15 protein-coding genes are annotated in these 12,217 nt (G+C 62.1%); 6 read left to right on the top strand and 9 right to left on the bottom strand.

What is annotated here, in order from left to right; genetic code table 11:
- The first annotated feature begins 254 nt into the window (after positions 1-254).
- Positions 255-770, top strand: a complete 516-nt coding sequence (locus QA643_RS15920; RefSeq protein WP_283034820.1) for a MarR family winged helix-turn-helix transcriptional regulator — start codon at positions 255-257, stop codon at positions 768-770.
- 13 nt (positions 771-783) lie between these two features.
- Here the strand turns inward: QA643_RS15920 and QA643_RS15915 are convergent, their stop codons facing one another.
- Positions 784-1,782, bottom strand: coding sequence for an alpha/beta hydrolase (locus tag QA643_RS15915; RefSeq protein ID WP_283034063.1), 999 nt, complete (start codon positions 1,780-1,782; stop codon positions 784-786).
- A 487-nt stretch (positions 1,783-2,269) separates the two neighbouring features.
- Here QA643_RS15915 and QA643_RS15910 point away from each other — a divergent pair, with 487 nt between their 5' ends.
- Positions 2,270-2,485 carry a hypothetical protein gene (locus QA643_RS15910; RefSeq protein WP_283034062.1) on the top strand — a complete coding sequence of 72 codons (216 nt, stop codon included), beginning with the start codon at positions 2,270-2,272 and terminating at the stop codon, positions 2,483-2,485.
- Between the two features lie 151 nt (positions 2,486-2,636).
- Positions 2,637-3,077 (top strand): hypothetical protein, encoded by a 441-nt coding sequence (locus tag QA643_RS15905; RefSeq protein ID WP_283034061.1) that lies wholly within the window; start codon positions 2,637-2,639, stop codon positions 3,075-3,077.
- 18 nt (positions 3,078-3,095) lie between these two features.
- On the opposite strand, the gene QA643_RS15900 is transcribed toward QA643_RS15905, so the two are convergent.
- Positions 3,096-3,944: an alpha/beta hydrolase gene (locus QA643_RS15900; RefSeq protein ID WP_283034060.1), complete on the bottom strand. Its 849-nt coding sequence runs from the start codon at positions 3,942-3,944 to the stop codon at positions 3,096-3,098.
- Complete coding sequence (locus tag QA643_RS15895; RefSeq protein WP_283034059.1) at positions 3,941-4,306, bottom strand: hypothetical protein; 366 nt, start codon at positions 4,304-4,306, stop codon at positions 3,941-3,943. Before QA643_RS15895 ends, QA643_RS15900 begins: the two co-directional genes overlap by 4 nt.
- 390 nt (positions 4,307-4,696) lie before the next feature.
- On the opposite strand from QA643_RS15895, the gene QA643_RS15890 reads away from it, so the two are divergent.
- A complete protein-coding gene (locus QA643_RS15890; RefSeq protein WP_283034058.1) occupies positions 4,697-4,951 on the top strand; it encodes a hypothetical protein in 255 nt (84 codons plus the stop codon).
- 92 nt (positions 4,952-5,043) lie between these two features.
- Here QA643_RS15890 and QA643_RS15885 read toward each other — a convergent pair whose 3' ends face one another.
- From QA643_RS15885 to QA643_RS15865, 5 genes are all read right to left on the bottom strand, one after another.
- Positions 5,044-5,283, bottom strand: coding sequence for a hypothetical protein (locus QA643_RS15885; RefSeq protein WP_283034057.1), 240 nt, complete (start codon positions 5,281-5,283; stop codon positions 5,044-5,046).
- A gap of 182 nt (positions 5,284-5,465) precedes the next feature.
- Entirely contained in the window at positions 5,466-6,179 is a 714-nt protein-coding gene (locus QA643_RS15880; RefSeq protein WP_283034056.1) for an outer membrane protein, read from the bottom strand.
- Between the two features lie 321 nt (positions 6,180-6,500).
- Positions 6,501-7,529: an alpha/beta hydrolase gene (locus QA643_RS15875; RefSeq protein ID WP_283034055.1), complete on the bottom strand. Its 1,029-nt coding sequence runs from the start codon at positions 7,527-7,529 to the stop codon at positions 6,501-6,503.
- A 206-nt stretch (positions 7,530-7,735) separates the two neighbouring features.
- Positions 7,736-8,134: a hypothetical protein gene (locus tag QA643_RS15870; protein WP_283034819.1), complete on the bottom strand. Its 399-nt coding sequence runs from the start codon at positions 8,132-8,134 to the stop codon at positions 7,736-7,738.
- A 233-nt stretch (positions 8,135-8,367) separates the two neighbouring features.
- Positions 8,368-8,649 carry a hypothetical protein gene (locus tag QA643_RS15865; protein WP_283034054.1) on the bottom strand — a complete coding sequence of 94 codons (282 nt, stop codon included), beginning with the start codon at positions 8,647-8,649 and terminating at the stop codon, positions 8,368-8,370.
- A gap of 316 nt (positions 8,650-8,965) precedes the next feature.
- Between QA643_RS15865 and QA643_RS15860 the strand changes: the two genes are divergently transcribed.
- Complete coding sequence (locus QA643_RS15860; RefSeq protein WP_283034053.1) at positions 8,966-9,499, top strand: tetratricopeptide repeat protein; 534 nt, start codon at positions 8,966-8,968, stop codon at positions 9,497-9,499.
- Positions 9,500-9,648: 149 nt separating this feature from the next.
- Here QA643_RS15860 and QA643_RS15855 read toward each other — a convergent pair whose 3' ends face one another.
- Entirely contained in the window at positions 9,649-11,169 is a 1,521-nt protein-coding gene (locus QA643_RS15855) for a peptidase S10 (RefSeq protein WP_283034818.1), read from the bottom strand.
- Between the two features lie 337 nt (positions 11,170-11,506).
- Here QA643_RS15855 and QA643_RS15850 point away from each other — a divergent pair, with 337 nt between their 5' ends.
- Positions 11,507-12,169, top strand: a complete 663-nt coding sequence (locus QA643_RS15850) for a hypothetical protein (protein WP_283034052.1) — start codon at positions 11,507-11,509, stop codon at positions 12,167-12,169.
- Positions 12,170-12,217 lie beyond the last annotated feature (48 nt).

Genomic DNA, 12,217 nt, shown 5'->3' with positions numbered 1-12,217 from the left:
ACGGGACGGTCGAGGACCCCCCTGACCGTCCTCAGAACTATGCATGCGCAATTTACTTAATCAAAATACTTTATGAACTCAGCTATATCGACGCGGACCGACTGTGTCGCCGGCGCCACACAGCCCCAGGCGCAATTTCTTTCGAAAACGCGCGCGAACTCTCCCCAACAGGATGGATTTGTTATTAAATCAGCTAAGCTGCTTCGGGCAGGCCTGAACAAGAAGGCGACATGGGACAGGAACCCCGCAAGGGAATGGACTCGCCGAGCCGCGCCAAGCGCGGAGGGCCGCATGAGGCCGGCGGAAAGAATCACGATATTGCCCGGCAGTTCGCCTGGGAGATCGCCGCCATCAACGTGCACCTTCAGGAGATTCGCTACTTCTGGGCGAAGACGCTCGGCGTCAGCGGGCCGCAATGGATGATTCTGATGGCCCTGGCTGATCTGGACCAGGGCGAAGGTGTCTCCGTGAAGGCCGTGTCAAAGATGCTTCATGTCGACCCGTCATTCGTGACCACCCAGTCGAAAATGCTGGAGAAGAAGGGCTTCATGCGGCGGAAGACCTCGGACGACGATGCCCGTGTCGTGCAGATGTCTCTGACGGACAAGACATATAAGTACATCGCCGGTCTGGCTTCTCAGCAGGAGGAGCTGAACAATTTCATTTTCGGCGAATTTAGCGAACGCGAGCTCAGCGAGTTCACCAACAAGCTCGCCTCGCTCAAGAGCCGGCTTGAGAAGGCCTGCCTGAAGGTCGAGATGGGCCTCTGATTCGTCTGGCACGTCAGGCTGGCACCGCTTCGAGGCGATCGGCGAGCCAGTCGAAGATGAATTCATTGGCCAGCGTTGGGTTGTCGCAATGGCCCTGGGCTGCGGCCGTTTCCGAGCTTTCGAAAATCTTCAACGAAATTCCGGGGTGACGAGCCCTCAGCCGCTCGAACAGATCGGCGACCATGCCGCTTTCCAGCCAGCCCTGCCCGCCCATGGTGACCAGAACCGGGCAATGGAAGCGGCGCACGGGCCACCTCCGTTCGAATCCCCCGCCTTCCGTCCCGGCTGGCGAGAGACGATTCATCAGGAAGGCGTGCTCGTGCATGTCCCAGATCCCGCCGTCGCAGACCACCGCGGCAAAGCGGCTCTCGAGTGCGACGCCCCGCGCCACGAAGGACGATCCAGCGCCATCGCCGAGCACGGCGATCCGCCGCTCGTCGACATCATCCCGCGTCGTCAGGTAGTCCACCACCGAACTGACCGACGTTTCCAAACCGGGACGACCGATCATCTCGCCGAATTCGCTGTCCGTCGCAGAGCCGAGGAGATCCACGGCCAGCAAGGACAGGCCGCGCTCGCGGGCGTGACGCGCCACCTTGAAGAGATATTCTTCCTTGTAATGTCCGGGATCGCCCATGCACACGATCACAGGGGTCCGACCGGAGCTGCTGGCGGGAAGGAAGTAACCCTCCAGGGCGCGCCGTTCCTGCCAGGGAATCTCCACCACTTCGCCCGCCGGCGCCAAATGCGCGATATGCCGGCGAGCACAGGCGCGCATCGCTTCGAGCGCCGCCTTCCGCTTCTCGCCGTCGTCCAACGCGAACATCGACGCCTGATAATAGTTGATGGCGCGAAGCCAGTTGCCCTGGGCCGTTGGCACGTGGCCGCGCGCGAAGGCTGCATCGGCGCGCTCGCGACTACGATCGGCGATCCCTGTCCATTCCCGATGCCAGGAATCGGCGTAGTCGGCCGGGTCTAATCGGCCGGCGACAAGGAGGCATTCGGCGACCATCGAGCCGCCTTCCTGGGCCGCGCCGAGCAGCCTCTGAAATTCGGGCGAGAACTCTTCACCGACCGGCCATTGAATCTGGCTCTTCGGATCAAGGGGAATTTTCATTTACCGGCGCAGCTTAATTGATTGCGGCAGCTGTCTACGACAGATTCAATCTTGGCGCGCACAACTTGTCGTGTCCTGCACGACATTCCTGCCATGCGATGTGAGCAGTATGCCCTGGTACAACTCTGTTGTCGCGCGCGGCTGCCCTCACTCTCCCCTTCGATACAACCGGGCGTGGTCTGAATGGCAGACCGTCATATGTCCTTCATCATCACATGCATGACGTGATGTCGCCTCACCGGTGACGCTCGCTTGAAAAGTCTTGCCTGTTTTGTCCTGATGGCCGTCCACGCGTGACCCGACGGACGCGGCTTTGCCGGCTGGAACCATCCCTTCCCTGGCCCGTTTTCCTCGCATGCGAATTCGCGAAGAAAACTGCAATATGGTTCTGCTCGCCGTGGTCACCTTCATCAGCGTGACCGTTGCAGGCGGCGCCAGCCTGTTGGGATTTGACGATACCAAACAGGTCCGGCTCGCCGACCGGTCGAGCGTGCGCACCGAGGGTGCGGACAAGCGGATCATATATGTCGCGGACCAGCCGCCCGTGCGTGTGATCGGCGCGCCCTTTGTCCTGAACCCGAATCCGCGCGAGCGTTGACAGCCGCCGTCCAGTGCACGCTGCTGGTCATGACTGTCACCGTTTTGTCACCTTGCGCGCAAAACCGCGGCACTTATCCACCGCTCCTTCCGCGACGGCTTGATTCCACAAAAGCCGTTTGATGGAGTGGATTTAGGCCGAGGGCTTTTCCATGAAATGGATGAGAGAACGCGATCTCCTGATCGCGCAGACGATGGCGTTCGTTCAATCGGTAACCGGTAAGCCGCCGGAAGCCGTGAAAACGATGACGGCCTCGGCTGCAGTCGTGACAATCGAGACATCCGAATCGACCGCCGAGCCCGCGCCGCTTGCCGAGATCGCCGCCCTGCTCGCGCAAAAGATGCCGACTTCCACCGCTCCTGCTCCTGTCCCGGCATCAACGGAAATGCCGCGGGAGCTATCGCGGCCAACCCCGCTCCCACGTGTCGACCTGCGCGACGATTTCCAATCCGAGATCAAGGCGCGGGTTGCCAATTTCCGTGCCCATCAGGAGCGTTTCAACCGCGAGCGCGAGGCCTATTGCACCGCGACCATGGCCAAAGTCCACGAGGCGCTCCGGGAAGGCCATCCACCGACGCGGCCGGGTAAATAGCATTCGCTTCGCGCAAAGCTAATTCCTCCCAATCTTCTCCAGCACCGGCAGCAGATACGCCAGAAACGTCTGCGGGTCTTCGCTCATCGGAAAGTGGCCGAGCCCCTTCATGATGGTGACGTGGCAGCCGGGAATGCTGCTTGCCACATCCATCGTTTCCTCCGGCGTGCAGGAATAGTCGTACTCGCCGGACAGGAGATAGAGCGGGCAATGCCTCGTATCGATCTGCGCGACCCGGTCGCGGATATCCCCGTCCAGCTTGTAGAAATAAAGATCGCCTTTGAACACGCCGGGACCGCCCTGCATGTAATGCCACAGCGTCTCCCAACGTTCCTTGTCCGGCGCATCCGGGCCGACAAGGCCGGAGACGATGGCGCCACAGACTTCGCCGCCATGCACGTCCGCCCGATGCAGGAAGTTGAGGTCATAATAGGGATCGACATGCGCGCCGGCCTGCAGGCCGATGATGGCGCGAAATCGCTCCGGGTGTTCGAGCGCCAGATGCAGCGCGATGCGGCCGCCGATCGAACAGCCGATCAGGATCGGTTTGTCGAGGCCAAGGGCTGCCGAAATCTCCAGCACCATGGTCGTGTAGTGCGCCGAGGTGAGTTGATACTCCTCATCATGCCAGCCGGCCGGCGGCGAGGATTTGCCGTGCCAGGGCATGTCGAAGGCGATCACACGATGATCCTTTGTGACACGCGGGTCGTTCATCAGGCCGCGATATTGCCGCCCGTCGCTGCCCGCGGTGTGGAGGCACAATAGCGGCGTCCCCTCGCCGGCTTCCTCGACGTAGATCCGGTGCGGCCGGCCGAACAGATCAAGGTGCATGTAGCGGCCGGTAACCGGCTCGAATCTCGCGCTCATGCGGCAGCTCCTTCGCGCAGCTTGGCAAGGGCTTCCTTGAAGTAGCACAGATGGGACATGAAGACCTGCAGATTGCCCTCGGCCTTCAGCGTGCGCCGCTTGATCAGCGCCATCAGGTCGTTGGAGCCCGGCGGCGGGCGCCTGCTCCAGAACTTCCCCCATTCCTCTTCCGACGCCCGCAGCGCAAAGGAGGACGACGGCATCACGAAGGGCCCTTGCGTCACCGAAACGATACGGCCCTCGAAGATTGAGATCATCCAGGGTGTTGCGCCGACTTCGAGAAGGAAATTGGTGGTCAGGTAGCGGCCGCGCCGGACCAGGCCTGGATCGTTGTTGACCCGCTGCTTCAGCGTTTCGATCATTTCCTACCCCTGCCCTGGCCGCTAGCCGGCTCTCGGCGTTACAAGTCCAGCGTAATGGGGCAGCCGTCAATTGGCCAAAGAATCGACCGGGGCTAGAGCCAGGCGCATACCAGCGCCACGTTCGCCACGCAGGCGACCAGCAGGCATGCAGTCACCTTGAGGTGAACGTACTGGCCGGAGGTATGAAGGCTCGTTCTCATGGCCGGGAACATCCGGCGATTCTGGCTGACGAGTCTCGGGGATTCTTTTTTCGGCCGTTTACGGCTCGTTAAAGACTCAGAGACTCCACGAAAATGGGCCGAAACGAGCCAATTTGCTCCCGAAACAGCCGTTGGAATGGCGGAAACCCGGACCCCGCTTCCGCGTTGACCGTTTTTACCGGAGCTAGCAATGCCCTACGCGCTGTTCTCGAACGATGCCAAGCTGAGCAAGGCCTATCCCACCGCCGCCGACGTCTGGAAGATCGCCCAGAAGAGCGGCCTCGTGGTCGATGTCGTTTCCGGCGAAGACAGTACTGGCCCCCATCCGGTGCTGGACCACGATTACGAGATCAAGCCATGCCAGCTCGAGCCGCATGAAGACCCCGCCCGCAACAAGGCCGACGCCGAGCGCGAAGCACTGACGGAATTGCAATTGGCATCATAATAAGGAGTGACGTCGGCAGGCCGGCGCACAAAGCACGCCTCTCGGCGTATGGGTCCCGTTGCCGGGACGACATCCGAGGCGGTAAATCGTTTCTAGGGCGTCGCCGAGACCAGCGACGCCTGCTCCGAAGCCAGAGTGACACAGGCCTTGCGCCGCTGCAGTCCCCGGATCGCACCGGTCACCTTGCGCACCTTGCCGACCCCGCACGCGGGGTCCTGCACGAATGCGACTTCGTAGGGAGCAAGGATAAGCGGTTCAGATTTCAGGACGGTTTGAGCAAGGCACGGAAACGCCGCTGCGGAAATGATCAGCCCTAACGCAAAAGCACGCATGTTTGTGGTCCCACCAGCCGGCCGGAAACATAATATCGGATCGTGACGAAAAGTTGCATGCAGCGCAAAATTTTTTCGCAGGCGCCGAAAAAGTTGCCGGCACGGCCGCGTCGATCCAACAAACCTCCGAAACAAAAAAGGCCGGCGCAGCGCCGGCCTTTTTCATGTCGATACGCAGCGTATCAATATTTGCCGACGGCCGGACCACCCCAGCCGAACCGGTAGTTCACGCCGACCTTGGCCGTGTGCTCGTCGTTGCGGAAGCTGCGGCCGGCGATATCGGCGGGACCGGTGGTGAAGGTCGTATCGCCGAAATTGTAATACTGGTACTCGGCCTTGGCCGACCAGTTCGGGGCGAACATGTATTCAAGACCGCCGCCGACCGTGTAGCCGTCCTTGTGGTTGCCGTTGGTCGTGAAGCCCTGCGGCACCCCGGCCACCGTCACGCCGAGATTGTTGCCGTCGCGCCAGGCGTAACCGCCCTTGGCATAGAGCAGCGCCGGGCCCCAGGTGTAGCCGAGCCGGCCCGTTACCGAACCGAGCTGGTCGGTATTCGAGGTCACGAGCGTGCCGCCCGGAAACAGCGTGCCATTGTTATTGCCGCCGGACAGCCAGCTATACTGGGCCTCGGCGCCCATCACCCAGTTCGGTGCGAACTGATAGTCGAATCCGCCCTGGACGCCGCCCAGGAAGCGGGCGTCGCTGCCTTGCAAGGAGTTGTTACCTGCAAACGCGCCGCCGACATGGCCGCCGACATAAAAACCGGTCCAGTTGTAGACGACCTGAGGCGCCGTGTAGGCAGGCGCCTTGGTGTAAGGCCGCGGCGGCATATCGGCCGCGAAAGCCGGCGCAGCCAAGGCGACCAGCGCGGCAGTGCCGAGCAGAATCTTCTTCATCTACTAATCCCCGTTACAGACGTTGCGGATACCAATCCAAACAACGTGACCTCATTTAGGTTGCTTTGCGGCAATTGCCCGCGACCGGATGGCGCGTCGGCGTGACCTCAGGGCAACAAATCGTTTTGGTTCCTCGCATACGGGGCTTTTTCCCCGTTAAGGGCGCGGTTTTCCGCCCGTACATGTGTTCGGAATGACTAAGGCAAGGTTCACGTCTCGCCGAAAAGTGATCCGATTTCCTTCACGGTTCCGCCTTTGGAACGCCCGAAGAAGGCCAGCCGGCAGGCCGCACAGCGGCCTGCCTCAGGCGGCGCTTTGCCGTCAGCCGCGCGCCACTTCGATAATGGCATCGGCAAATGCCCGCGGTGCTTCCTGCGGCAGGTTATGTCCGATGCCCCCGGTGACCAGGCGGTGGGCGTATTTGCCGGAAAACTTCTTGGCGTAGGCCTTGGGGTCCGGATGCGGCGCGCCGTTGGCGTCGCCCTCCAGGGTGATGGTCGGGACCGTGATGACGGGAAATTCAGCGAGGCGTTTTTCCAGCTCGTCGAACCTGGCCTCGCCGGGGGCAAGACCGAGCCGCCAGCGATAATTGTGGATCACGATGGCGACGTGGTCGGGGTTGTCGAAGGACGCCGCGCTGCGCTCGAACGTGGCGTCGTCGAACGTCCACTTCGGCGAGGCAAGCTGCCAGATCAGTTTGGAGAACTCGCGTCGGTACTTCTCGTAGCCGAGCCGGCCCCGCTCGGTGGCAAAATAATACTGGTACCACCATTGCAACTCGGCCGACGGCGGCAGCGGCGTGCTGTTGGCCTCCTGGCTGCCGATCAGGTAACCGCTGACCGAAACCAGCGCCTTGACGCGCTCAGGCCAGATCGCCGCAACGATGTCGGCGGTCCGCGCGCCCCAGTCGAAGCCCGCCACGAGCGCCTTGTCGATCTTCAGCGCGTCCATCAGGGCAATCACGTCGGTGGCGAGCGCACCCTGCTGGCCGTTGCGCGGCGTATCCGCCGCAAGGAAGCGCGTCGTGCCATAGCCGCGCAGATGCGGCGCGATTACCCGGAAACCTGCCGACGCCAGCAGCGGCACCACATCGACGAACGCATGGATATCGTACGGCCAGCCGTGCAGAAGAATGACGGCGGGACCCTCGGCAGGTCCGGCCTCGGCATAGCCGACATTGAGGACGCCGGCCTCGACCTGTTTCAGGGTGCCAAACGAGGTGTGGGAGCCCGGCTTGACCGCGCCGGACTGCGCAAACAGGCGGCCGCCCGAAAGGAACGGCCCTGCCACAAGCGCCAGGGCGGCAGCGCCAAGCAAACGGCGGCGATCAGGGTTAGCGGGCTGGGACATGGCTCTCTCCACATTTATCTTATACGATTAGATCGCATGCGGTATAATTGCCGGATCGCCCGCCGTCAATCCATCCGATTTAATCGCATGCGATATGCCCCATCACACTCTCGTGTAGAGCGAGCGGGCAATCACATTGGAAAGGATCTGCCGGATGCACCGGCCGATCAGATCTCGTCGCCTTCTGAATGTGACGCGCCTGAACGCTAGCGCGTCATCTTCTCCAGTTCCGGAAATGGCGCGTAGGCTAGGCCTGCACAAGGCTCAGCGGCGTTTTCAACGATGCGATCGAGCCGGCCATCGACAAACAGAATGGCGCGCTCGTGCGGCTCGCGGTAGCCGCCATCGGATTCGCGGGCCGAGAACCTGACACAGGCGACATAGCGCTGCCGTCCTCCGATCACGCGCTCGACCGGTTCGGCCATAACGGCGTCGCGCACGCCGACGGGATCGTTGAGATAGGTCCGCAGGAATGACTGCACTTCGGTGCGGTAATTCTTCGGAAACGGCTGGCTGGAAACGCCGCGATCCTCGGTGAACGTGATCGGCTTGCTTTCATCAACGGCGGCGCATGCCGAAAGCGTGGCCGGCAGCAATACGATCATCGCAATTTTGACTGAACGCCCCAAGCGAAGTCTTCCCCTGCCTCCAATTCGCCGTCTCTTAGACTGCTTGGCGCAAGATTGGAATTCGCAACTCGGTTATCTCTTCGCACCACTCGCGAAAAATTGAGCAGCGCCAGCCCACCGCCATTAGCGAAGCAAATGGCGCGTGGGCTGGCCTGATATTCGCCGGCGCTGGGGCAATGGGGGCGAAAACGCGCGCCGGCGAATCAGATTCAGCTACGCTTTGCGGCGGGCTTCACGTGCTTGGCGGCAGCGTGTGATTTTCCTTTCACCTTGTGCGCACTCATTTGCTTGTGATGGCGGTCCATCTTGGCGTTGGCATTCAGCGCCTTGCCCTGCTCCGTCTTGACGGCTGGAGCCTGTGCGGCCTTGTCCGCAGGAATTTGCGTGGTCTTGTTCGCCGGGGCCTGTGCAGTCTTACCCGCGGTACCTGCAAGTGCGGGTGCGGCGAGAACGGAAACGGCAACGAGCGCTGCGGAAATGGTCTTGAGCATGGTTGTCTTCCTCTTTCTGTCTCTGTGTCCCGCCCCATGAGAGACCTGCGGGCATTTTCCGGTTGATAGCCGGGCTCGCCGATCATGCAGGCGACGCTAGCGGCCCCGCACTGAACCCCTCCTGAAGCGTTCGTTCATCTGAATGACATCTTCATCATGTCCGCTTGATCACGGGACGCCGATGAAAATTGGCGAAATCGAGGTGAAGGGCGCGGGGAAGGTTCTTTGGAATGTTCTCGGGAATGTTCTTGGGCGCCAGGGGTTCCAACCAACGGCCTTCGGTGTAGGATCGCCGAACCGGCATCAGGAGACTTGCATGAACAAATTCGCGATCAGACTTTTGACTCTCGCAATGTTGTCACTCACGCTTGCGGCAGCTCCTGTCGTGACCGCCGTCTACGCAGCACCCGACAACGATCCGCCGCCGCCGGACAAGAAGAAAAAGAAATCCGAAGCGCGTCCGGGCAGCGAACAGACCGCATTCGCCGACGGCTATCGCGCCGCCTATGCCGCGATTTACGAGCGCCACGACTATGCTTCGGCGATCGCGCAGCTCAAGGCGCTCGGCCGTGACGACACCGCCGCCGTCGCCAACCTGATTGGCTACTCCTATCGCCAGCTCGGCGACTACAAGGTTTCGCAAGTGTGGTACGAGCGCGCGCTCAAGGCCGATCCGACCCACGTCAAGACCTGGCAGTATTATGGCCTGTGGCAGGTCGAGCAGGGCAACCGCGATCAGGCGCAATATCACCTGAACAAGATAGCGCAGCTCGCGGGCACCTCGAGCGAAGAATATCGCTCGCTGGCGGCTGCGCTTGAAAAGCCGCCGGGCACGGGACTGGTCTACTGAGGCGTTAGTCTCTCCGCGTCATTGCGAGGAGCGCAGCGACGAAGCAATCCATCTATCCGTTATGCCGCGATGTGGATTGCTTCGCTTCGCTCGCAATGACGGAGATAACAACCGGCGCAGTCTTCAGACTGCGCCGCTTTTCTTTTGCCTCACTTCATCGCCTCCTCGACTTCCGCGCGAAAAGCCTGACGCGTGGCGTCGCGCGAATAGAACATGTGGCCGCCGGGATAGACGACGAGCTTGACGCGGTCCGACCTTGCATAGGCCGGCAACTGGTCGAGCATCACCTTCGAGGCAAAATACGGCGTGGCGAGATCGAAGAGCCCGTGGCCGACCAGCAGTTTCATGTTCGGATCGAGCGCGAGGATCTGGCGAAGCTGCGAGATCGACTCGGCCGGTCCGCGGCCGAAATCCCAGGCCTTGTACACGGCCTCGTTGAGCAGATGATACGAGCCGTCCGGACGCCAGTTCAGCTTGCGCGTGGTGAGGTCGACGGCCGCGCTCGTCAGCGGCGCCATCAGGCTGTCGCCGGACGGATCGCCGAAATGCCAGTAGCTCGAATCCGGATAAGGATCGAAGCCGGACACCGAGGCATCGTAGCGCCCTGTGACGCGGCCGTTGCGGCGATCGAATTCGCGGCGGAATTCGCCGACTTCGAACCGCCCCGCAAGCCGGCGGCTCACCGGCTGATCGATGCCGGTCAATGACGCCACCTTGTCGGCGAGCCGCGTCGACGCCACGCTGTCCGCCTGTCCCTTGATGAGGTCGCTCAGAAACTCGCCTTGCGCGTATTGCTCGACGTCGGCGAGATCGGCGCGCGTCACCTTGGCTTCTCCCTTCGCCTCGCGCGCCACCGCCGCCATGCTCGGCAGCGTGTACATGTATTGCAGGATGCTCGAGCCGGAAAAATCGCGATAATCGAACAGCGGTGAAACCAGGATCAGCCCGCGCACGCCGACGCCCTGCTGGGTCTGCAGGTTGCGCACCACTTTCGGGCCGCGGATGCCACCATAGCTTTCGCCAACGACGAATTTCGGCGACAGCAGGCGATCGTATTTCTCCAGCCATCGCCGGATCACCAGCGCGACCGCGCTGACGTCACCATCGACGGAATAGAAGCGCTTGCGTGCGTCATCCCCTGACGCAACGAAGCGGCTATAGCCGGTGCCGACGGGATCGATGAAGACGAGATCGGTGAAGTCGAGCCAGGTCTCGGCATTAGGCAACAGATCAGGTGTCGCCGACGACACCGCGCCCTCGCCCCCGATCGACACGCGCCATGGCCCGGCATCGCCGAACTGCAGCCAGGCCGAGGACGCGCCGGGGCCGCCATTGAAGAAGAACGTCACCGGGCGGCCCTCGCGGTTGCCGCCGTCGAGCTGGTAGGACGTATAGACGATGTCGGCCTGCGGCTCACCCTTGTCGTCGAACAGCCGGATCGAACCTGCGGTGGCGGTGAAGTTGAGCGTGCGGCCGGGCAGCGCCAACGCGTGCTTGGTGGTGGAATCGGGCGGCAGGCGATGCTGATCGGCTGTGGGCGTCGGAGCTGCCGAGGTCCCGCGCGCCGGTCCGCCCTTCTGACCGGGAGGAGATGGCGAGGCCGTCGCCGAAGGCTGCGGCGCCGGGTCTTCGGCGCGGGCCGCAAGGGGGCAGCTCAGGATCAAAAGCATGGTGGCGAGGCGCAGCGGCGCCCCTGGTCGAAAAGTCATGTCGTCTGCTCCCTGCGCACCGCGCCAAATCGTCCGTTCGGATTCTGGTGCAACACTGCGACAACCGGGCAGTCGTGCACAACACGCAGGAACCTGCCCGAAAATCACAATCCCGACAGCTTCCCCTGAGAAAATGGCCGCCACGTCCGGTGGTTGTCCCCCTCAGCGGTTAGGTGCTATCGGTCGGCTCCGCCGGGAAGGCGCCAAGTATAACGGCCAATATTTTCGATCCATCCATGAAACCGTTCTGGCGCTGGCGCGACTAATGAACCTGCGCTTTTCAATGGGGATTTATACGATGAAACGTACGATTGCTGTCTGCCTCGGCCTTGTCGCGCTGGCTTGTCCCGCCGCGGCCCAGTCGCCGGTTGCGGTCGTCGAGGACATCAAAGGCAAGGTGACCGGCGCGGAGTTCATGGACTATGTGACGCCGAAATCCGTCATCAAGATCGGCGACGGCGGCTCCCTCGTTCTCAGCTATCTGAAGTCCTGCCGGCGCGAGACGATCAACGGCGCCGGTACCGTGACGGTCGGCACCGAGGAGAGCACCGTCGTGGACGCCGGCCTTCTGGTCGAGAAGACCGAATGCGATCCGAGTCAGATGAACGCGACCTCGCGTGAAACCCGAGCGGTCGCAGCGACCGTGCTGCGCAGCGTCGACACCAAGGCGCTGCCGGAGCCGCAGCTCACGCTCTACGGTTCGTCACCCCTGGTCGAAGCCAAAGGCCGCGGGACGCTGACCGTACGGCGGCTCGATGTTCCGGGAGAGCGGCAACAGATCAATCTCGGCGGCACCCAGCTCAAGGGCAAATTCTTCGACTTCGCCAATGAGAACGTAGCCCTGGTTCCGGGCGGTCTCTACGCTGCCAGCTTCAAGTCGTCGCAAATCGTGTTCCGCGTAGACGCGCAGGCCAAGCCCGGCGCGACACCGATCGTCGGCCGCCTGCTGCGGATGGAATAGGCGTGACGGACCTGCGCTCTTGAGGATACGGCGCAGCACGCGCAACAG

Origin of the sequence: Bradyrhizobium sp. CB3481, assembly GCF_029714305.1 — a bacterium.
Taxonomy (GTDB): Bacteria; Pseudomonadota; Alphaproteobacteria; order Rhizobiales; family Xanthobacteraceae; genus Bradyrhizobium.
This window is presented reverse-complemented; position numbering and strand designations above follow the sequence as displayed.

What these genes read in the sequence shown, in the direction of transcription:
- QA643_RS15885 (WP_283034057.1), bottom strand. Translation starts at nt 5,283, where the DNA reads ATGCGTGCTTTTGCGTTAGGGCTGATCATTTCCGCAGCGGCGTTTCCG.
- QA643_RS15900 (WP_283034060.1), bottom strand. Translation starts at nt 3,944, where the DNA reads ATGAGCGCGAGATTCGAGCCGGTTACCGGCCGCTACATGCACCTTGAT.
- QA643_RS15865 (WP_283034054.1), bottom strand. Translation starts at nt 8,649, where the DNA reads ATGCTCAAGACCATTTCCGCAGCGCTCGTTGCCGTTTCCGTTCTCGCC.
- QA643_RS15920 (WP_283034820.1), top strand. Translation starts at nt 255, where the DNA reads ATGGACTCGCCGAGCCGCGCCAAGCGCGGAGGGCCGCATGAGGCCGGC.
- QA643_RS15890 (WP_283034058.1), top strand. Translation starts at nt 4,697, where the DNA reads ATGCCCTACGCGCTGTTCTCGAACGATGCCAAGCTGAGCAAGGCCTAT.
- QA643_RS15880 (WP_283034056.1), bottom strand. Translation starts at nt 6,179, where the DNA reads ATGAAGAAGATTCTGCTCGGCACTGCCGCGCTGGTCGCCTTGGCTGCG.
- QA643_RS15855 (WP_283034818.1), bottom strand. Translation starts at nt 11,169, where the DNA reads ATGCTTTTGATCCTGAGCTGCCCCCTTGCGGCCCGCGCCGAAGACCCG.
- QA643_RS15860 (WP_283034053.1), top strand. Translation starts at nt 8,966, where the DNA reads ATGAACAAATTCGCGATCAGACTTTTGACTCTCGCAATGTTGTCACTC.
- QA643_RS15870 (WP_283034819.1), bottom strand. Translation starts at nt 8,134, where the DNA reads ATGATCGTATTGCTGCCGGCCACGCTTTCGGCATGCGCCGCCGTTGAT.
- QA643_RS15905 (WP_283034061.1), top strand. Translation starts at nt 2,637, where the DNA reads ATGAAATGGATGAGAGAACGCGATCTCCTGATCGCGCAGACGATGGCG.
- QA643_RS15850 (WP_283034052.1), top strand. Translation starts at nt 11,507, where the DNA reads ATGAAACGTACGATTGCTGTCTGCCTCGGCCTTGTCGCGCTGGCTTGT.
- QA643_RS15875 (WP_283034055.1), bottom strand. Translation starts at nt 7,529, where the DNA reads ATGTCCCAGCCCGCTAACCCTGATCGCCGCCGTTTGCTTGGCGCTGCC.
- QA643_RS15910 (WP_283034062.1), top strand. Translation starts at nt 2,270, where the DNA reads ATGGTTCTGCTCGCCGTGGTCACCTTCATCAGCGTGACCGTTGCAGGC.
- QA643_RS15915 (WP_283034063.1), bottom strand. Translation starts at nt 1,782, where the DNA reads ATGGTCGCCGAATGCCTCCTTGTCGCCGGCCGATTAGACCCGGCCGAC.
- QA643_RS15895 (WP_283034059.1), bottom strand. Translation starts at nt 4,306, where the DNA reads ATGATCGAAACGCTGAAGCAGCGGGTCAACAACGATCCAGGCCTGGTC.